General features: G+C 62.4%; 16 protein-coding genes. 8 read left to right on the forward strand and 8 right to left on the reverse strand.

Annotation, left to right across the window (positions count from 1 at the left end; translation table 11 throughout):
• Positions 1–2 precede the first annotated feature (2 nt).
• Complete coding sequence (locus K5Q02_RS23615; RefSeq protein WP_225834957.1) at positions 3–1,271, reverse strand: SfnB family sulfur acquisition oxidoreductase; 1,269 nt, start codon at positions 1,269–1,271, stop codon at positions 3–5.
• A 347-nt stretch (positions 1,272–1,618) separates the two neighbouring features.
• Between K5Q02_RS23615 and plsB the strand changes: the two genes are divergently transcribed.
• From plsB to K5Q02_RS23630, 3 genes are all read left to right on the forward strand, one after another.
• Positions 1,619–4,102 carry a glycerol-3-phosphate 1-O-acyltransferase PlsB gene (gene plsB / locus K5Q02_RS23620; protein WP_225834960.1) on the forward strand — a complete coding sequence of 828 codons (2,484 nt, stop codon included), beginning with the start codon at positions 1,619–1,621 and terminating at the stop codon, positions 4,100–4,102.
• Between the two features lie 122 nt (positions 4,103–4,224).
• Complete coding sequence (locus tag K5Q02_RS23625) at positions 4,225–5,307, forward strand: peptidoglycan-binding domain-containing protein (protein ID WP_225834962.1); 1,083 nt, start codon at positions 4,225–4,227, stop codon at positions 5,305–5,307.
• A 133-nt stretch (positions 5,308–5,440) separates the two neighbouring features.
• On the forward strand, positions 5,441–6,118 hold the full coding sequence (locus K5Q02_RS23630; RefSeq protein WP_225834964.1) for a DUF4197 domain-containing protein: 678 nt from the start codon (positions 5,441–5,443) through the stop codon (positions 6,116–6,118).
• A 51-nt stretch (positions 6,119–6,169) separates the two neighbouring features.
• Here the strand turns inward: K5Q02_RS23630 and K5Q02_RS23635 are convergent, their stop codons facing one another.
• Together K5Q02_RS23635 and K5Q02_RS23640 are read right to left on the reverse strand one after the other, a co-directional pair.
• Complete coding sequence (locus K5Q02_RS23635) at positions 6,170–9,262, reverse strand: efflux RND transporter permease subunit (RefSeq protein WP_225834966.1); 3,093 nt, start codon at positions 9,260–9,262, stop codon at positions 6,170–6,172.
• 6 nt (positions 9,263–9,268) lie between these two features.
• Entirely contained in the window at positions 9,269–10,372 is a 1,104-nt protein-coding gene (locus K5Q02_RS23640; RefSeq protein WP_225834968.1) for an efflux RND transporter periplasmic adaptor subunit, read from the reverse strand.
• Positions 10,373–10,462: 90 nt separating this feature from the next.
• Here K5Q02_RS23640 and K5Q02_RS23645 point away from each other — a divergent pair, with 90 nt between their 5' ends.
• Together K5Q02_RS23645 and K5Q02_RS23650 are read left to right on the forward strand one after the other, a co-directional pair.
• Positions 10,463–11,098, forward strand: coding sequence for a TetR/AcrR family transcriptional regulator (locus K5Q02_RS23645; RefSeq protein ID WP_225834970.1), 636 nt, complete (start codon positions 10,463–10,465; stop codon positions 11,096–11,098).
• Positions 11,099–11,202: 104 nt separating this feature from the next.
• On the forward strand, positions 11,203–11,595 hold the full coding sequence (locus K5Q02_RS23650; RefSeq protein ID WP_225834972.1) for a GFA family protein: 393 nt from the start codon (positions 11,203–11,205) through the stop codon (positions 11,593–11,595).
• A 72-nt stretch (positions 11,596–11,667) separates the two neighbouring features.
• On the opposite strand, the gene K5Q02_RS23655 is transcribed toward K5Q02_RS23650, so the two are convergent.
• The gene (locus tag K5Q02_RS23655; RefSeq protein ID WP_225834974.1) at positions 11,668–12,054 is read right to left on the reverse strand and encodes a hypothetical protein; all 387 of its coding nucleotides are present in this window, start codon (positions 12,052–12,054) and stop codon (positions 11,668–11,670) included.
• A gap of 266 nt (positions 12,055–12,320) precedes the next feature.
• Positions 12,321–12,908, reverse strand: coding sequence for a TetR/AcrR family transcriptional regulator (locus K5Q02_RS23660; protein ID WP_225834975.1), 588 nt, complete (start codon positions 12,906–12,908; stop codon positions 12,321–12,323).
• A gap of 126 nt (positions 12,909–13,034) precedes the next feature.
• Between K5Q02_RS23660 and K5Q02_RS23665 the strand changes: the two genes are divergently transcribed.
• The 3 genes from K5Q02_RS23665 to K5Q02_RS23675 all read left to right on the forward strand — a co-directional run bounded on the left by K5Q02_RS23665 (position 13,035) and on the right by K5Q02_RS23675 (position 16,661).
• The gene (locus K5Q02_RS23665) at positions 13,035–14,258 is read left to right on the forward strand and encodes an MFS transporter (RefSeq protein WP_225834977.1); all 1,224 of its coding nucleotides are present in this window, start codon (positions 13,035–13,037) and stop codon (positions 14,256–14,258) included.
• 289 nt (positions 14,259–14,547) lie between these two features.
• Positions 14,548–15,411, forward strand: coding sequence for a sensor domain-containing diguanylate cyclase (locus K5Q02_RS23670; RefSeq protein WP_225834978.1), 864 nt, complete (start codon positions 14,548–14,550; stop codon positions 15,409–15,411).
• Positions 15,412–15,719: 308 nt separating this feature from the next.
• On the forward strand, positions 15,720–16,661 hold the full coding sequence (locus tag K5Q02_RS23675; protein ID WP_225834980.1) for a GGDEF domain-containing protein: 942 nt from the start codon (positions 15,720–15,722) through the stop codon (positions 16,659–16,661).
• A gap of 84 nt (positions 16,662–16,745) precedes the next feature.
• Here K5Q02_RS23675 and K5Q02_RS23680 read toward each other — a convergent pair whose 3' ends face one another.
• The 3 genes from K5Q02_RS23680 to phnX all read right to left on the reverse strand — a co-directional run bounded on the left by K5Q02_RS23680 (position 16,746) and on the right by phnX (position 19,867).
• On the reverse strand, positions 16,746–17,903 hold the full coding sequence (locus K5Q02_RS23680) for a TIGR03364 family FAD-dependent oxidoreductase (protein WP_225834982.1): 1,158 nt from the start codon (positions 17,901–17,903) through the stop codon (positions 16,746–16,748).
• A 66-nt stretch (positions 17,904–17,969) separates the two neighbouring features.
• A complete protein-coding gene (locus tag K5Q02_RS23685) occupies positions 17,970–18,989 on the reverse strand; it encodes a putative 2-aminoethylphosphonate ABC transporter substrate-binding protein (protein WP_225834984.1) in 1,020 nt (339 codons plus the stop codon).
• A gap of 50 nt (positions 18,990–19,039) precedes the next feature.
• A complete protein-coding gene (gene phnX / locus K5Q02_RS23690; protein ID WP_225834986.1) occupies positions 19,040–19,867 on the reverse strand; it encodes a phosphonoacetaldehyde hydrolase in 828 nt (275 codons plus the stop codon).
• Positions 19,868–19,880: the final 13 nt, after the last annotated feature.

Below are 19,880 nucleotides of genomic sequence, written 5' to 3' on the forward strand. Positions count from 1 at the left end.
GCTCAGATCCAGGAGTGACGGGCGGGATGACGCCCGTTGAGGTGGTAGGCGCCAACGGCGTGGTACTTCCAGCGCACCGGATCGTGCAGCGTGTGGGTACGGGCGTTGCGCCAGTGCCGGTCGAGGCCAAACTCGGCCAAGGTGGCGCGGCTGCCGGCCAGCTCCAGCAATTTTTCGCTGGCCAGCAGACTGATCTCGGTGGTCAGCACCTTGGCTTCGGCGACGGCGATCGAAGCGCGCGCGGCCGCATCGGCATCGATTTCGCCGGCACTGACTTCGTCGAGCACCCCGGCCGCCTTGCGCAGCAGCGCTTCGGCGGCATGCAGGTCGACATGCAAGCGGCCGATATCGGCGATTACGTAGGGGTCATCGCTGGCCCGCTCGACATTGGCATCGACCCAGGGCCGGGATTTCTCACGGATGAAGGTAATCGCATCGCCCAGTGCACCGGCAGCGATACCGGCATCGATGGCGGCCTGGATCAACTGCGAGGCGGCGCCCTGGATGCTGGGGCGTTCACCGAACTGCCAGAGCGGAATCAGGTTGTCGGCATCTACCTCGACCCGGTTCAGCAGCACCGTGCCACTGGCCGTGGTGCGCTGGCCAAAGCCGGACCAGTCGTCGACGATCCGCAAGCCCTGACGACCACGCTGGATCAGCGCCAGCACCGGGCGCTGCTGCTCATCCAGCGCCTTGGCCACGATCCAGTGGGCGAAGATGGAGCCGGTGGAGTAGAACTTCTCGCCACTGATGAAATAGTGCTCACCGTCGCGTTCGACGCGAGCGCTCAGTGCCAGGGTGTTTTTGCTATTGCGCTCGGGCCCGGCATTACCGATGCGCCAGCCCTGCAACACGCTGCCGAACACCCGCTGGCGCTGCTCCGGGGTGGCCAGCAATTGCAACAGCGCGATGATGCCGAACTGGTTCTGAGGGATCTGCCCGAGCGCCGGGTCCACTGCGGAGATAATCCGAAAGACCTCGGCGATGGTGCGATAGGACAGCTGCGGGCCGCCGAACTCGCGGGGTACGGCGATGCTGCCCAGGCCACTGGCGGTGAATTGCTCGACCAGTGCCCAGGGCAACTGGCGTTCGCGGTCACGCTCGATGGCCTGAGCACGGGCCGCCTCGGCGAGCTCACGAGCCGCCTGCAACGCCTCTTCATCGCTGCGCAGAATGCGCGCAGCGGCAAGCCGGGGCGCCACGTCCAGTTCGCTATCTGGGGAGTTCTGCTGCGCGGGCGAGCCGCTCTCGGCTGCCGTCGGATGAACCATACACACCTCGATTTGCAAGACGTCGCGCCTGACAAACGAGGGTCACGACGCGGAGTCGATATACCCTAATTGAACGGATACTAAATAATTAAATAGCTTATTCGAATAAGCTTAGGCGGACACGTCCTACTCGCCGCCCTCCTCTGCCCAGGGAGTCCGGGTTCGCTGGCAGTGGATCTCGCCACCTGCTGCGTGCTATCGCTCGGCCGAATTGCGGCCTGAGCAGATAGCTGTCAAATGAACTTTTCGCGACGAAACGCCAACTTTTACAAGATTTTGCCGACAGAGCGGCGTTCCGGCACACTAACGCCCCCGAGCCTAGGCTCGTCGCCACAGCCAGATCTCGTATGACCCGCTCCCCGCTTCGCCGTCTCGCATTCGGTACCCTGCGCCGCCTGTTGTACCTGTGGGTGCGCTCGGAAACCATCAACCAGTCGGCGTTCACCCTCAAGCTCGACCGCAGCAAGCCGGTGTTCTACGTGCTGCAGCAGCCTTCGGTGAGCGATCTGGCGGTACTCGACCGCGAATGCACCAAGGCCGGTTTGCCACGGCCGGTGCTGCCAGTGGCCGTGGGTGATCTGATGGAGCCGGCGGCGTTCTTCTACCTGACCCCGGAGCCCGACTGGCTCGGCCGCCAGGACAAGCGTGGTATTTCGCCAACCTTGCAACGGATGGTCAGCGCCCTCGGCGAGAACCGCGCCGAGGAGGCACAGATCATTCCGGTCAGCGTGTTCTGGGGCCAGTCGCCGGATCATGAAACCAGCGCCTGGAAGCTGCTGTTCGCCGACAGCTGGGCCGTCACCGGGCGCTTGCGCCGCCTGATCAGCATTCTGATTCTGGGCCGCACTACCCGCGTGCAATTTTCCACGCCCATCCAGCTACGTGAGCTGATCGCGCAGAACAAGGGCGAGGAACGCACCCTGCGCATGGTGCACCGCATCCTGCGGGTGCACTTTCGCAACCAGAAGGCCGCGGTCATCGGCCCGGACGTGTCGCACCGGCGCAACCTGGTCAAGGGCCTAGTACATGGCCCGCAAGTTCGCCAGGCCATCGCCGAAGAGGCCGAACGCGAGAACATCTCGGTGCAGAAAGCCGAGGCCCTAGCCTTGCGTTACGGCAACGAAATCGCCTCGGATTACACCTACACGGCGATCCGCTTTATCGAGCTGATCCTGTCCTGGTTCTGGAACAAGATCTACGACGGCATCAAGGTCAATCACATCGAAGGCGTGCAGGACATCGCCCAGGGGCACGAGGTGATCTACGTGCCCTGCCACCGCAGCCATATCGATTACCTGCTGCTGTCCTACCTGCTGTTCCGCAACGGCCTGACACCGCCGCACATTGCCGCCGGTATCAACCTCAACATGCCGATCATCGGTGGTCTGCTGCGCCGCGGCGGCGCCTTCTTCATGCGCCGCACCTTCAAGGGCAACCCGCTCTACACCGCGGTGTTCAACGAGTACCTGCACACCCTGATCAGCAAGGGTTATCCGGTGGAATACTTCGTCGAAGGGGGCCGCTCGCGTACCGGTCGCATGCTGCGGCCGAAGACCGGCATGCTCGCCATCACTCTGCGCAGTTACCTGCAGAGCCATCGCCTGCCAGTGGTGTTCGTGCCGGTGTACATCGGCTACGAGCGCGTGCTGGAGGGTCGCACCTACCTAGGCGAACTGCGCGGTGCGAGCAAGAAGAAGGAATCGATCTTCGATATCTTCAAAGTCATCGGTGCACTCAAGCAGCGCTTCGGCCATGTCTGGGTCAACTTCGGCGAACCAATCAAGCTCGACAGCTTTCTCGATGGGCAGCAGCCGGACTGGCGCGACCAGAACCTGGGGCCGGACTATCGCCCGGCCTGGCTCAACGAGACCACCAATCGCCTTGCCGAACGCGTGGTTCAGCGCCTCAACGAGGCGGCGGCGATCAACCCCGTCAACCTGGTGGCTCTGGCACTGCTCTCCACCAGCAAGCTGGCCCTGGATGAGCGCGCACTGACGCGCATCCTCGACCTGTATCAAAGCCTGCTGCGGCGCGTGCCCTACTCGCCGCATACCACCCTGCCGGAAGGCGATGGCCTGGCACTGATCGAATACGTGCGCGGCATGGAACTGCTGTCCGAGCAGAAGGATGCCTTGGGGCGCATCCTCTATCTGGATGAGCAGAACGCCATCCTGATGACCTATTACCGTAACAACGTGTTGCACATCTTCGCCCTACCCGGCCTGCTGGCGAGCTTCTTCCAGAGCAGCGGGCGGATGAGCCGCGAGCAGATTCTGCGCTTCGTTCACGCGCTGTATCCGTACCTGCAGGCCGAGCTGTACATCCGCTGGTCTGCGGACGAGCTCGAAGGTGTGGTCGATCAGTGGCTGGAGGCCTTCGTCGAACAGGGCCTGCTCAAGGTCGAGAACGACCTGTACGTGCGCCCGGCGCCGAGCTCGCGGCACTTTGTGCTGCTGACCCTGCTGTCACGCGCCATCGCTCAGACCCTGCAGCGCTTCTATATGGCCAGCGCGCTACTGCTCAATGCCGGGCAGAACAGCATCAGCGCCGAGGAGCTGGAAGACTTGTGTACGGTCATGGCCCAGCGCCTGTCGATCCTGCATGGCCTGAACGCCCCGGAATTCTTCGACAAAAGCCTGTTCCGCCACTTCATCCAGACGCTGCTCGACCAGGGCGTGCTGCGCAAGGACGAAGCCGGCAAACTCAGCCACCACCCGGAGTTCGCCGAGCTGGCCGAAGGCGCCGCCAAGCGTGTACTGCCAGCGGAGATTCGTCTGTCGATCCGTCAGGTGACTATGGATCGTAGCGAGGAGTTGCTCGATGGACTCTAGGCCCAGCGACTCGGCTGGGCCGTCATGTCGATCTGACACGACGATAGGCTTCGTCCGTTATTGAGCTTTACGACAACAGTCCCTAAGATGCGTCGTTGGGGCCATTTAGGGCAGGGATTTTCGTGCGTTATTACACAATTCTGGGATCACTGGCGATCATGGTTTCGGGTTGCGCCATGCAGCCTTCGGCCACATCGACCAATAACGAAGAAAAGCCGGCACAACCGGTACCAGTCGCTCAGCAAGCCGCTGCCGCGCCCGCCACAGCGCAACCGGCAGTAGCGCCAAGCCCTCAGCCCGCAGTGGCCAGCCCGTCGGTGCCTGCAGCGAGTTCCCAGGAACCTCAGGAATACGAAATCCAGCCGGGTCAGTGCTGGGTTCATGCCCAGGTCAGACCACGTCCGGTGCAGAGCACCCAGGAAGTCGTGGTCAAGGACTCGGTCAACAAAATCACCGTCACCCCTGCCGAGCTCGACAAGGGCTTCAAGCAAGTGGTCACCCGTGAAGGCACCAAGACCTACCGCATCGAGCCGCCGACCTACCGCGTGGTGTCCGAGCAGGTGAAGATCCGTCCTGAGGTCAAGCGCTACATCGTCGTACCGGCGGTTTACGAAAACACCCAGGAAACCGTCACCCTCGAAGAAGCCAAGACCGTGCTCGACCAGTGTCGCGCAGCTGGCACCCGCTACTCGAGCGGCACCGGCGCGATGTCGTTCTGTGCACGCCAGGTACCGGCCAAGCAGGAAGTGGTCAAGGTCAAGAAGCTGGTCTCTCCGGAAACCGTGCGGATCGAAACCGACCCGGCCCAGTACAAGAGCGTGACGCGCTGGATCGTCGACAAGCCTGCCCAGGCCATCGAAGTGACGCTGGATCCGGAATACACCAAGGTCGCCTCCACCGAAGTGGTTCGCCCGGTCGAAGCCAACCAGATCATCGTGCCGGAAGAGAAGCGCCAGCTGCAGGTCACCCGCTTCGAAGGCAACGCCCGCATCGTGTCGCGCCAGACCGTCTGCGATGGCGATATCAATGACAATCTGGTGACCCGCCTGCAGCAGAGCCTGGTCAAGCGCGGCTTCAACCCGGGCACAGTGGATGGCAAGCTCGGCAAGCGCACCCTCGACGCGCTGACCGAATACCAGACCGCCAATGGCCAGGCCGTCGGCGCGCTGACCCTGGAAAGCCTGACCGCTCTCGAAGTCCAGTAACGATGTACCCGGCACGCCCTCAGGGCGTGCCGTTTCCCCTCTAGCGCTTCGCCCCTTCCCTGCTCAACCTTCGCCGAGAACATCGACAGCCTGCTAAGCTCGCTGCATATCTCACCGCTCGAAGGTTACTGCCATGCTCCGCATCCCTGTTCTCGTCGCCGGTCTGCTGCTGTCCGCCAACGTGTTCGCCCTGTCGCTTTCCGATCTCAGCCAGCAGGACGCCAGCGGCGGCCTGAAAGATGCCCTCACCCAGGGCGCCAAGGTGGCCGTGCAGCAGCTCGGCAAGCCGGGTGGTTTCAGCGGCAACCCCGAGGTGCGCATCGAGCTGCCGGGCAACCTCGGCAAAGCGGCCAAGACCATGAAGATGATGGGCATGGGCGCTCAGGTCGAGCAGCTGGAAACCAGCATGAACAAGGCCGCCGAAGCCGCCGTGCCGCAAGCCCAGGCCCTGCTGGTCGACGCCGTTAAGAAGATGACCGTGCAGGACGCCAAGAGCATTCTCTCCGGCCCGCAGGACTCGGCAACTCAATACCTGAACAAGAGCAGCCGCGAGCAGATCCGCGCCAAGTTCCTGCCCATCGTCAAGCAGGCCACCGATCAGGTCGGCCTGGCGAAGCAGTACAACAGCTTCGCCGGCCAGGCAGCCACCTTCGGCGTGCTCGACGCCAAGAGCGCGAATATCGAAAGCTACGTGACCGAACAGGCACTCGATGGCCTGTTCGACATGATCGCCAAGCAGGAAGCCGGCATCCGCGAGAACCCTGCGGCCGCCGCCACCAGCCTGGCGAAGAAGGTCTTCGGCGCGCTCTGAAGCAGCGGCAATACGCCTGACCGCGCACACGGCGCAGTCAGGCACTTGCCGTCAGGTGTCGCTTACGGCTTGCAGCTTGTCGCCGGGTTTGACCCTGAACCATCCCGCGTACAGCGCGGGCAGGAACAATAGGGTCAGCGCCGTGGCCACTATCAACCCGCCCATGATCGCCACCGCCATCGGCCCGAAGAAGACGCTGCGCGACAAGGGAATCATTGCCAGCACCGCGGCCAGGGAGGTCAGCACAATGGGCCGGAAGCGCCGTACCGTGGCTTCGACGATGGCATCCCAGGTGTCCAGCCCCGCGGCTCTGTCCTGCTCGATCTGGTCGACCAGAATCACTGAGTTGCGCATGATCATGCCTGACAGCGCGATGGTGCCCAGCATGGCCACGAAACCGAACGGCTGACCGAACAGCAGCAGGAACAGGGTCACACCGATCAACCCCAGCGGTGCGGTGAGAAACACCATCGCCGAACGCGAGAAGCTCTTCAGCTGCAGCATCAGCAACGTCAGCACCACCACGATGAACAGCGGCACACCGGCATTCACCGAGGCCTGGCCCTTGGAGGAATCCTCCACCGCACCGCCCACTTCCAGCAAGTAGCCATCCGGCAGGCTCGCGCGCACTTCGGCCAGCGTCGGCAGAATCTGCTGGGTCAGCGTCGCCGGCTGCTGCGGGCCATAGATGTCGGCACGCACGGTCACCGTCGGCAAGCGGTTGCGGTGCCAGATTACCCCTTCCTCGAAGCCGTACTCGAGGGTGGCGATCTGTGACAGCGCCACACTCTTGCCGCTCTCGGTCGGCACCGCCAGGCTCGGCAACAACTGCAGGGCCTGACGCTCCACTGGCGTACCGCGCAGGAGGATTTCGATCAGTTCGTTGTCCTCACGATAATCGCTGACCGACGAGCCATTCAAAGAGCTGCGCAGGAACTTCGACACGTCAGAGGTACTGACGCCCAGCGCCCGGGCGCGATCCTGATCGATGTTCAGGTACACCACCTTGCTCGGCTCTTCCCAGTCCAGGTGCACGTTGACCACGTAGGGGTTGTCACGCACCTTGTCGGCGACCTGCCGGGCCAGCCCGCGAACCTCATCGATATGCTCGCCGGAAACGCGGAACTGCACCGGGTAGCCCACCGGCGGACCGTTCTCCAGACGCGAGATGCGCGTACGCAAGCTTGGGAACTCATCATTCAACACGCCGATCAGCCAGCTGCGCACCAGCTCACGATCCTCGATGGTTTTCGCCAGTACCACGATCTGCGCGAAGCTGGTCGCCGGCAGTTGCTGATCCAGCGGCAGGTAGAAACGCGGCGAGCCGGTTCCGACGTAAGCCACGTAATTATTCACACCGGGATGCCCGGCCAGGCGCTCTTCGAAGCGTCGTACCTCGGCCTCGGTGGCGATCAGCGAAGCGCCTTCGGCCAGCTTGAAATCGACCATCAGCTCCAGCCGCCCCGATGCCGGAAAGAACTGCTGCGGCACGAAGCGGAACAGCAGGATCGAGCCGACGAACAGGGCCAGGGTCAACACGATGACCGTCTTGCGGCGTCGCACGCACCAGTTGATCACCCGCCGCACACGTTTGTAGAACGCCGTGTCATAGGGGTCGTGCCCGGCAGCGCCGCCACCGTGTTTCTGGGCAGCCTGCTTGGCCAGATCCGGCAGCAAACGTGCGCCCAGGTAAGGGACGAACATCACTGCAGCGACCCAGGACATCAGCAGCGCGATGGTCACCACCTGGAAGATCGACCGGGTGTACTCGCCGGTACCCGATTGCGCCGTGGCGATCGGCAGAAAGCCTGCGGCGGTGATCAGGGTACCGGTGAGCATCGGAAACGCCGTACTCGTCCAGGCGAAGCTCGCCGCCTTGAGACGGTCGTAGCCCTGCTCCATCTTTATCGCCATGATCTCCACGGCAATGATCGCATCATCCACCAGCAGGCCCAGAGCCAGCACCAGGGCGCCCAGGGAAATCTTGTGCAGGCCGATGTTCAGGTAGTACATGGCGGCGAAGGTCATCGCCAGCACCAGGGGAATCGACAGTGCCACCACCAACCCGGTGCGCAGGCCCAGGGAGAAGAAGCTCACCAGCAACACGATGATCAGCGCTTCGGTGAGCACCTTGACGAACTCGCCGACGCTGGTTTTCACCGCTGCCGGTTGATCCGACACCTTGCGCAGCTGCATGCCTGCCGGCAGGTTGTTCTGCAAACGTGTGAACTCACCCTCCAGCGCCTTGCCGAGCACCAGAATGTCGCCGCCGGGCTTCATCGACACGGCCAGGCCGATGGCATCCTCACCCATGAAACGCATGCGCGGCGCGGGGGGATCGTTGAAGCCACGGCTGATCTCGGCCACGTCACCAATACGGAAGGTACGATCGGCTACGCGGATGGGGAAATCGCGGATCTGCTCGACTGTCTCGAAACTGCCGCTGACCCGCAACTGCACGCGGTCGGAGCCGGTCTCGAAGAAGCCCGCCACGGCCATCGCGTTCTGCTGCTCGAGGGCCTGTTGCACGGCAGCGAGCGGCAGGCCGAGGGTGGCCAGCTTGGTGTTGGACAGCTCGATCCAGATCTTTTCGTCCTGCAGGCCGACCAGCTCGACCTTGCCGACGTCCTTGACCCGCTGCAGCTGCAGCTGCACGCGATCTGCATAATCCTTGAGCACCGCGTAATCGAAGCCGCTGCCGGTCAGAGCGTAGATATTGCCGAAGGTGGTGCCGAACTCATCGTTGAAAAACGGCCCCTGAATGCCGCCTGGCAGGGTATGGCGAATGTCACCGATCTTCTTGCGCAGCTGGTACCAGAGTTCGGGAATCTCGTTGGAGTGCATGGAGTCGCGGGCCAGGAAGGTGACCTGGGATTCACCGGGCCGCGAGAAGGACACGATGCGCTCGTACTCGCCGGTCTCCATCAGCTTCTTCTCGATGCGCTCGGTGATCTGCCGGGCCACCTGCTCGGCCGTGGCACCGGGCCAGTTGGTTTTCACCACCATGGCTTTGAAGGTGAACGGCGGATCCTCGCTCTGCCCGAGCTTGGAGTACGACAGGGCGCCGACGATGCCCAGCAACAACATGAGGTACAGGACGATCTGACGATGATGCAGCGCCCAGGCGGAAAGGTTGAAGGACATCGACGCTTACTCCTTCGCCGCCAGGTCTACCGCTCGGTTCTGCCGATCCACGGGTCGTATCTGCTGCCCGTCCAGCAATACCTGTACGCCGGCCACCACCACCCAGTCGCTGGCCTTCAGGCCTTCCAGCACCGGCACCTGCTTTTCACCATAGGGGCCGACCCGCACCGCAGTGCGCTTGAGCTTCGAGGTTTGCGGATCGACCACCCAGACGTAGGGCTGATCCTTCTCGGCGGTCAGTGCCGACAGCGGCACTGCCAGCGGTACATCGCCGTTACGGGCGATGAACACCCGTGCGCTCTGGCCGAGTTCCACCTGCGCGTCGCGCTGCTGCAGGGCGATGCGTGCGGCGTAGGTACGCGAGCGCGGATCGGCCGCTGGCGACAGCTCACGGATACGTCCAGCCAGTCGCTCGCCTGGCTGCGACCACAGCTCCACGGCGACGTCCTGACCGACGTTCAGACTACCGATCACCTGCTCGGGCAGGTCGATCAGCACCTCGCGCTCGCCATCGGCCGCCAACACGAACACCGTCTGGCCGGCTGACACCACCTGACCGACCTCGGCGCTGCGCTGCACGATAACCCCACTCTGCGGCGCCTTGAGCACCGCGTAACCGGCCTGGTTATCGGCAACATTGAGCTCGGCACGCACCTGACGCAGGCGAGCCTCGGCGGCGCGGAAGGTATTTTCGGCACTGTCGGACTGCGACTTGCTGATCATCCCGCGCTGCTGCAGGGTGCGGTAGCGGTCACGCTCGGCACGCGCCAGTTGCAGATTGGACTCGGCCGATTGCAGCTGGGCACGGGATGCATCCAGTTGCAGGCGCACATCCTGCGGATCAAGTTCGGCCAATGGTGCCTCTTTGTCGACCGGCTGCCCTACCTCGACCAGCCGCTTGGTCACCTTGCCGCCAATGCGGAACGCCAGCTCCGGCTCCAGCCGCGCCCTTATCTCACCAGGGTAAACATCTGCCAACTCCGCAGCCAATTGCGGCTGCGCCACCATGGCGGGGCGGATGCCCGGCTGCGGAGCCTCCGCATTGCTGCAGGCGACCAAGGACAGGACAAGACAGACAGGCACAACGCGAGACAGAGCATGGCGGAACATGATGAGCGTCCTTTCAGGGAACTTTTAATACTTGTACTGCTCGGTATAGTAAAAATAGCGTACTCGCCAGTCCAGTATTAAGATAGCCCGATGTCGAATACTTCATTGCCCCCCAGCGGCCCCGGCCGCCCCAAAGATCCCGCCAAGCGCGAGGCCATCCTCGAAGCCGCGAAATGCCTGTTCCTGCGCTACGGCTATGCCGGCAGCAGCATGGACGCCATCGCCGCCCACGCGGGTGTTTCCAAGCTCACCGTGTACAGCCACTTTACCGACAAGGAGACGCTGTTCTGCGCGGCGGTGAAGGCCAAGTGTGAGGAGCAGCTACCTGAACTGTTGTTCGAGCTGCCTGAGCATGCCGATGTGGAAACGGTGCTGCTTAACATCGCCAGCGGTTTCAATCGCCTGATCAACAGCCCCGAATCCGTCGAACTGCATCGCCTGATGACCAGCCTCGGCAGCAAGGATCCGCTGCTCGCTAAAGTCTTCTATGAAGCCGGCCCACAGCCCCTGCTGGCGGAAATGGAGCGCTTGCTGAGCAAGGCCAATCAGAATGGTCAGCTCTCCATCGACTCGCCCAAGGTAGCCGCGGATCAGTTCTTTTCTCTGTTCAAGGGCTGCGCCAACTTCCGCCTGCTGATCGGTTGTGGCGCGCCCCAGAGTACGGCCGAGCAGGAGCAACATGCTCAGGAAGCAGTACGGATGTTCCTGCGCGCCTACCGGGCCTAACCGCACCGCGTTCTGCGTCTGGCTGCTACCGTCTACATCACGCTTGCAGTTTGCGAGTGGCAGCCAGTGTGTAGCCTGGCTGGTCGGTATCAGAGGAGGCGCGTATGGATCGATTCACCGGTGGCTGCCTGTGCGGCAAGGTACGCATCGAAGCCCGGGGCCTTCCCTACCGGGTCGGTATTTGCCACTGCCTCGACTGCCGCAAGCATCACGGCGCGCTGTTCTACGCGGCAGCGGTATTTCCTGAAGGTGCGGTGGCCATCAGCGGCGAAACGGCGGATTACGCCGGGCGCTTCTTCTGCCCCCGCTGCGGCTCATCGGTTTTCGCCCGTAGCGCCGATGAAATCGAAGTGCATCTGGGCGCACTCGATGCGCCAGACCAGTTGCTGCCAACCTACGAAAACTGGACGAGCCGGCGCGAATCCTGGCTACCGCCCTTCCCCTGCAAAACCCACTACAGACACGACCGTGAGGCGACGGATCGCGTCGAGGATTGAGGGCAATCTATTCAGGCGCCAAGCCCCATGATTGCCCCGAAAGAGACCAGACGAGCCAACGCCGAGAGACGATCATGCTTCGTTATCACGAGGCTCGTCAGCTTCGCTATTTTCAGACTCTTTGTCTTCCGGCGCTTTGCCATCGATCCAGGAGTTGGTCGCTTCCTGGGCGTCATCGAGCTGCTTGCTGAACTGCTTTACCGATTCGCTGAAGGTGTCCTTGGCAATTTGACTGGCGCTTTCCTTGGCATCTTCAACGGCTTTATTGGCAGCGTTTTCCGCAGCATCACACCCGCTAAGAACAATGATGCTCAGGGCACCGATTGCCAGGTAATTGAGTCGAGATTTCATGTAGGCCTCATTAAATGCGTAGTCGAACTGGAGCTGTCGAACGGGCGCAATTATTGCGGCGGGAAATGTAGAAATTTCGTCAAAAAAGCCGGCCTGGAGCGGGTGCATTTGTATCGCCATGTTCTGAACCGCTGAAGGATTCACACGAGCAAGCAGCCCTAGAGGTATCGCGCGGTGATCCCCGGAAACCCACTACACCCGGATGGACAGGCACCTATGTCGATGACTGCAAAGCGCGCACTCCGTCGAACCGTGTTGCCTGATTTGGCAAGAGCAACCTCAGGGCTTTCCAATCGATAGCGGTGAATGCCCCATTGCCTGCTTTGCCCAGAACAGGTGAAGAGAAAACGTAGACAGATGCCCTGCCCGTGCAATCACCGCTCGATAAGCAGGCCTCTGAGCAAGAGTTCCAGAGCAGCCATGCTCTGTGCCAGGCGGGCGTCGCCATCTTCACCGCTGGCGATCCAGAAAGCTGCCTCCGCAAGGCTGCCATTGATCAGCAATGCCAATGCCTGCGGATGAGCGTCATCGACGATCCCCTGCTGGATCAGCCCTTCGATCAGTTGCTGCAGGGAGCGGATGCACTGCTGTTGAGAATCGGGCGTGGCCCCTCCGAGCACGGCACGCGCGTCACGCAGCACGATGCGCTGGATTTCAGGCTCCAGGGCCATTTGCAGGTAAGCCCGGCAGCGGTCACGGAATCCCGCCCAGGTATCGGTGCCGTTGTCGGAGATAGCCTGCAGGCGCGCATCCATCTCAGCGTCGATCTCCGCCACTACCGCGGCCAGCAATCCCTGCTTGTCGCCAAAGTGATGATAGAGCGCGCCGCGAGTGAGGCCCGCTTGCGCGGTTAGATCATCCATCGAAGTCTCGGCATAACCGCGTTCGCAGAACACCTTGCGTGCGGTGGACAGCAAGGCTGAACGGGTTTTCTCCATTTCGGCGCGGGTGCGGCGAGCCATCGTTTTCTCCTTAGAGCCAGGCAAACCATTATTTACATACGAAGCGTATGAATCTATGATTTTATACATACCTGCCGTATGTAAGTGATCTTAGGCCCTATGGTGGCCATGAAAAAGGAGAATGAAATGGCCAATCCCTACCTGGGACTGTTCACTGCGCCAGGCTCGAAGGGCTTCGTGCTAGCCGGGCTGATTGCGCGAATCCCGTTGCCGATGACCGGGATCGGCATCATCACCCTGCTGGCGCAATTACGCGGTAGCTACGCGCTGGCCGGAGCGGTAGCGGCCTCTTTCGTGCTGGCCTATGCGCTGCTGTCGCCACAGATTTCGCGTCTGGTAGACCGCCACGGTCAGTATCGGGTATTGCCTGTTGCTGCTGCAGTCTGCATCGCTGGCTTGGCGTTGCTACTCGCTGCGACCTGGCTGCAGATGCACGATGCAGTGCTGTTCATCGGCGCACTGATGGCGGGCGCCATGCCCAGCATCTCGGCGATGATACGTGCCCGTTGGACGGCCATTTACAGTGGCCAGCCGCAATTGCAGACGGCCTTTTCTCTGGAGACCGTACTCGACGAGGTGACATTCGTGGTCGGGCCTCCACTGTCAGTCGGGTTGAGCGTGGCGGTGTTTCCTCAAGCCGGCTTACTGGTCGGGATGCTGTTGCTGGCGCTTGGCGTGTTTACGCTGGTCGTGCAGCGCGCCAGCGAGCCGCCAAGCGAGACGGGGGGCACTGCCGCTACTCGCCCGAGGTCGGTGATTCATCTACCTGACGTGCGTCTGCTGACGCTGCTGATGGTGGGCCTGGGCATCATCGTCGGCACCGTGGATATCGTCAGCGTGGCGTTTGCCGATGAGGCGGGCAACCCGGCGGCGGCGAGCCTGGTGCTATCGGCCTACGCAGTGGGTTCCTGCCTTGCAGGCCTGGTTTTCGGAGCCCTCACGCTACGCACACCGATGCACCGCCTGCTTTTCCTCGGCGGCTCTGCAACGGCGCTCACCACCCTGCCCCTGCTGCTGGTCGACAGCACCCCGACACTGGCTGCCAGCGTGTTCGTCGCGGGCCTGTTCTTCGCGCCCACGATGATCGTAGCCATGTCCCTGATCGAGCGCGCCGTACCAGAAAGCCAGCTCACCGAAGGAATGACCTGGCTGCTGGCCGGATTGAACGTCGGCGTGGCGGCAGGCGCCTTCGCCTCGGGTCAGGTAGTCGACCTTGCGCAAGCTTCCGCGGGTTTCAGCGTGGCACTGTGCGGGGCCGCCGTGGTGTTGCTGAGCGCACTCGTGGCCTACCGACGCTTCGCGAATCGAGTGAGCCGGTGTGACGGCAATCCTGCCCAGCCATCAATCTGACTGACAGCCCACGAGCGTCTAAAAGTCGTGGCCTTGAGTTATCAGCGAACCCCGAAAAACACTTCGACGATGGATAGAGAAGCAACGGCCAGTATTTTCGCCCTGCCGTCTCGCTGATAATTTTTTTAACCCCTGCTAGTTAGCGCAGCAGGAGTCTGTGTACGCTGTGCTGGCGCAGACAGCAGTTACCTGAACGCGCACAAGCCCGCAGGCAACCTGCAGGATCATTCGCCGCCTCTTTTCGCGATCGGACCGTGAGCAAGCGCCCTGAACCGGACAATCCTGACTTATGCCCGTTGACCTGCAAGCGCTCTACCCCAAACTGATCCACCTGATGCTGGACACGGTGTTTGTGGTCGATAGCGACAACCAGATCGTATTCGTCAGCGCTGCCTGCGAGGCGCTGCTGGGTTACCGTGCCGACGAGCTGATCGGCACCACGATCACCCATTACATGCACCCTGACGATCTGGTTGCCACCAAGGCCTCCATTGTACGGGTCATGAATGGCCAGCCCCACTTCGATTTCCGCAACCGTTACATCCGCAAGGATGGCGGCATCGTCTACATCCTCTGGGCGGCCTTCTGGTCTGAAGAGGTGGGCGCACGGATCGGTGTCGCCCGCGATGTGACGGCCCTCGCCAAGGCCGAAGAGGAGTTACGCTTCCTCGCCCATCGTGACCCGCTCACCAAGCTGACCAACCGCTCGCTGTTCAATGATCGGCTGGTATCGGCGCTGCGAGCGGCACACCGTCACAACAGCAATCTGGCGCTGCTGTTTCTGGACATCAACGACTTCAAGGGTATCAACGATCTCCACGGGCATGCCGCGGGCGATCAAGTACTCTGCGTGATCGCCCGCCGGCTGGAAAGCTGCGTGCGCGAGACGGATACGGTGGCCCGTTTGGGCGGCGACGAATTCACCGTGCTGTTGACGGATATCCAGTCGGAGAGCGCCGTCAGCGAAAAGGTGGCGCAGATTCTTGCAGCAATGGCCGAGCCATTGGGCGATGAATTCGACGGACTGAAAATGCCCTCCTGCAGCATCGGTGTGGCCCGCTACCCTGCGCATGGGGAAGACGCCGACACGCTGCTCAGTCATGCGGATGGCGAGATGTATCGGGTTAAAAGACAGCGCTCTACTGCTCGATAGCGAACCTGCGCAAGTGCCACAACCCCTTAATGCTCCCCGCCCTGACCTACTCACTTGGAACATGGATTTACTGAGTCTCCCCGCACTTGCTGCTCGCTGGCATGAGCAGGTTAACCATGGTAATCAGTACCCGTGATGCACGCCTGCTCACGCAAGACGGTTACTGAAACACTTGATAGGCGCCCGAACATTTGGCGAGGTAGTAAAAAATGTACGGCCCTGAAGAAAGCTTTGAGCAGAAGTCGTTCGTGCAACTGCGCCCCCTGGTACTCAGAAGCGACATTCTAGCGGCAGTAGCGGGCTTTCTGGTGCTCGTGGTGGTCGACGCGACACAAGGCATATCTCCGCTTCTCTACAGCTACTGCCTAGTCACCACACTCGCCTGCTACCTCACTTACCGGGCGACCACGACGCATCAGTTGTGGCTCACCGACTTGCTGCTGGTATGCACTACCACTGCGTGCCTGGGCTCGATAGCGAACGCGGTGGGTAACCCCATCACCTGGTTCTTGCCCATCGGTTTGGTCATGAGCTTGCCGGTTTCGGCGATGCATGTTCGCCCATGGCACGCGTTGAGTACCGGGGCCGCGGTTTGGGCCACGTTGTTCTACGTGGTGCAACCAAGCTTCGAGCGCCAGCTGGATCTGACCCTGACGCTGATGCTCATCCTCGCGAGCATGATGGTCGCCATGCTGGTGTGCCAAACGTTTTGCCGCATTCGCAAAAACGTTTTCGACTTACAGCAACAGCTTCATGACATGGCCTACAAGGACACCCTCACCGGCCTGCCCAACCGGCGTGCGTTCATGGAGGCGCTTGCCGCAACCGCCACAGATAACGCGGTGACAAGCCGGCTTTTTTTCCTGATGCTCGACATCGACGACTTCAAAAAGATAAACGACAGCTTCGGCCATGAGGTTGGCGATCGGGTATTGGTAGAAGTGGCCAAGGTGCTCAAAGAGCAAAGCAGCGGGCACAGCTTCGCGCGTCTGGGTGGCGAAGAATTCGCAGTCGCCGCCCACGTGGCAGATTTAGCAGCGGCACAGGGTCTGGCTCAGGGCATCGTCGACGCAGTTAACTCGAACCAGCTGTATGGCCTCAGCTTGTCGATCAGCGCAGGCCTGGCAGAACGCGAACAGGGCGAGCCTCTTACCAGCCTGATGCGCCGCGCTGATCTGGCGCTGTATGAAGCCAAACGCGAGGGTAAGAATCGCTACGCCACGGCTGCCCGCGTGGCCCCTGTCGCCTGATCGCGCAGAAGCTGTGGTCGGCCAGCCATCATGGCGTAGGCACTATCTGCCATCGGGCATGACGCCATAACAGTTAGCCAGCCCTCACGCCGGATGCGCGTCCGGCCACGCCCCTTCGCCAAGCAGTGCCGCAACGGTTCGCTCGCCCAGGCCGAGGCCCACGCTCATGCCCAAGCCGGTGTGCATCAGCACCGCAGTCACGCCCTCGGCAGCACGCGACACGCTGAATGGCCCTGATCCGCGCGTACCGTATACGCCCTGCCAGCGCTCGAGCACCTGCAGGCGCCCGCCCAGGGTGTGCTCAGCCAGCTCGATGAGCAGATCATCCACGCCCTCCTCGTTGAACGGTACAGCATCGCTGCCGTAGTCGTGGGAGTCGCCGATGATCAGCTCACAGTAAGGCGTCGGGCTGATCAGCAAATGAATGCCGCGCTCTTCCAATATCGGGTAATCGCGGCGTATCTCGGTGCGGATCGCCTCTGCCTCGGGCAGATCGCTGAAGGCGCCGTAATGCACGCAGCTCAGTCCCGTGAGCACCGCGTGCTGCAGATCCAGCGGCTGCGCCAGCCGGGCCCGCAGCATCTGCAGGCGGCAGACCGACGGCTGCAACCTGGCCATCTGCTCGGCCAGCAAGGTCTGATAGTCGTGGCCGGAGCAGACGACGATGTGCCGTGCCGAAAAGCGCCCCGCCGTGGTCAGGGCACTGCCGGGCTCGACGTCCCGTACCAGCGTCGAAAAGTGGAAGTCGACGCCCTGGCCAGCCAGGTAATCGATAATCTGTGGCAGCGCTTCCCGGGAGAACAGCTGCTGGTCGTCCAGGCCATGCAGGGCCGCACGGTGATGGGCGAAGCGGCCGTCATAAAGACTGTCGAGGGCTGCCCCGCGCAGTAGTTCGGTGCGGTAGCCAAGCTCTTGGGCACGACCGGCGCAGAATGCCGACAGCATGGCCTCTTCGGCTTCGGTGCGGGCCAGCACCAGGGAACCCTGTTTCTTCATCGACAGCCCGGCGGCCGCGCCCAGCTGCGCCCAAAGGCCGTGGGACTGGCGCGCCAGGTCGAGCATCGGGCCGGGAGCCTGGCCGGTCACCAGGGCCTGACCAAAATTGCGAATGGATGCACCCAGAGGCGTGTAGCTGCGTTCGAATACGCGAACCTTGAGGCCGCGACGAACACCCGCCCAGGCATGAGCAAGGCCCAGTATCCCGGCACCTACGATCAGCAAGTCACAGTCGTGCTGACTCATGGAAAACTCCTCGAGAGGGACGTGGCCGCCGGAGCGGCCAGCAGATTGAAATGAAGAGCGCGCGGGTTACTGGCTGACCGGTTCGGACTTGCCGTCATAGCGCTTGCGCCATTCGGCGAGAATGCGGTCGCGGTTCTCCGAGGCCCAGTCGAAGTCGTTGTTGATCAGGCGTTGTTCGTAGTCGGCCGGCAGCTCCTGAAAGCGCTCGGCGATGCCCGGTTGAGCCAGGACGGCGAAGTTGGCCTTGTACAGTTCCATGGCCTCCCGGCTGGCAGCGAAGTCGGCAAGCTTCCTGGCTGCATCCAGGTGCTGAGTGCCCTTGATGATGGCGCTCGCCTCGATCTCCCAACCCAGGCCCTCCTTGGGCAGCACGATGGCCAGCGGCGCACCCTTGCGCTTGAGCTGAATGGCCGGGTACTCGAACGAGATGCCGATGGGAAACTCGCCGGCGGCTGCCTGCTTGCAGGGTTTGGAACCGGAATGGGTGTACTGGCCGATGTTCTGGTGCAGCTTGTCCATGTAGGTCCAACCGCCGTCTTCGCCGAAGATCTGCAGCCAGGCGCTGACGTCCAGGTAGCCGGTACCGGAAGACGCCGGGTTGGGCATGACGATCTTGCCCTTGTAGACCGGGTCGGTCAGGTCTTCCCACTTGGTCGGCTTCGGCAAGCCCTGCTTTTCGGCCTCGATGGTGTTGAAGCAGATGCTCGCGGCCCATACGTCCATGCCCACCCAGGACGGCGGATTGTCGCTGTCGCGGTAGTTAGCGCCGATCTTGTCCAGGCTGGCCGGCGCGTAGGCTTCGAGCATGCCCTGCTGTTTGAGGATGGCCAGGCTGGAACCCGCCAGGCCCCAGACGGCATCGGCCTGCGGGCGATCCTTCTCGGCCAGCAGCTTGGCGGTGACGATACCGGTAGAGTCGCGTACCCACTTGATGCGGATATCCGGATGCTGCTTCTCGAATGCCTGCTGGTAAGGCTTGAGCTGTTCGACTTCCAGGGCGCTGTAGACGGTCAGTTCGGTGGCGGCCTGGGCATGCAGGGCGCCGGCGGCGAGTAGGCCAGCGGCAAGGGCGATGCGCTTGAACATGGTGTGGTTCCTGTGTGCGAAGGATGGGCGTACGAATAGGGAAAACGGACTCAGCAGCCTTGCGGGCTTTCGCCGCGAGCCAGACGAGCGTTGATGGCCTCGATGACCTGCGGCAGATCGGCCAGGGTGTCGATCAGGTAATGGGGCTGGCTGTCGGCGAACAACGCATCGATGCGCTGACGCTCGGCCTCCAGGCGCTCGGTAGGCAGCGCCTGGTACTGCTCCCAAGTGAGGCCGAGAAAGTTGCCCGAGAAGCGCAGCGCTACCGTCCACATGCCAGCACCACGGCCCTCGAGAATGCCGGGCTCGGTGTCATCGACCTTGACGCAGGCGGCCACGTCGTCGAGCCCCAGAGCGATCACGTTGGCCAGCGCCTGAGCGGGGCTCGGGCGGCCCTTGGGCACTTCATCGGTGGCGACGACATGGTCCGGGCAATAACCGGCCGCAGCAGCCAGCTCGACCACCTGTTGCATGACGACCTTCGGGTAGCCTGAACAGCTGCCGATTCTCAGGCCGCGTTCACGCAGGCTGGCCACCGCCTCCAGCGCTCCGGGAATCGGCGCTGAATGCTCGCCGACCTTAGCGATCTGCAGAGGCATGAAGCGCTCGTAGATGGCGGTCACGTCGGCATCGCTCGGCAGGCGCCCGAAACGTTTCTGGAAGCGCTCGGCGACCGCGGGCTGGTCGCACAGGGTACGGATGTGATCCCACTTGCCCATGCCCATGGGGCCGCGAGCTTCAGCGAGGCTGATCTGTACGTCGAACTCGGCGAACGCCTCGACGAAGATGCGGGTCGGGGCGAAGGAGCCGAAATCGACCACGGTGCCCGCCCAGTCGAGGATAACGGCCTGCAGATGATCGGGGTGCTGGTAGCGCATGTAGATGCTCCGG

The sequence above is a fragment of the Pseudomonas sp. MM211 genome (assembly GCF_020386635.1).
Taxonomy (GTDB): Bacteria; Pseudomonadota; Gammaproteobacteria; order Pseudomonadales; family Pseudomonadaceae; genus Aquipseudomonas.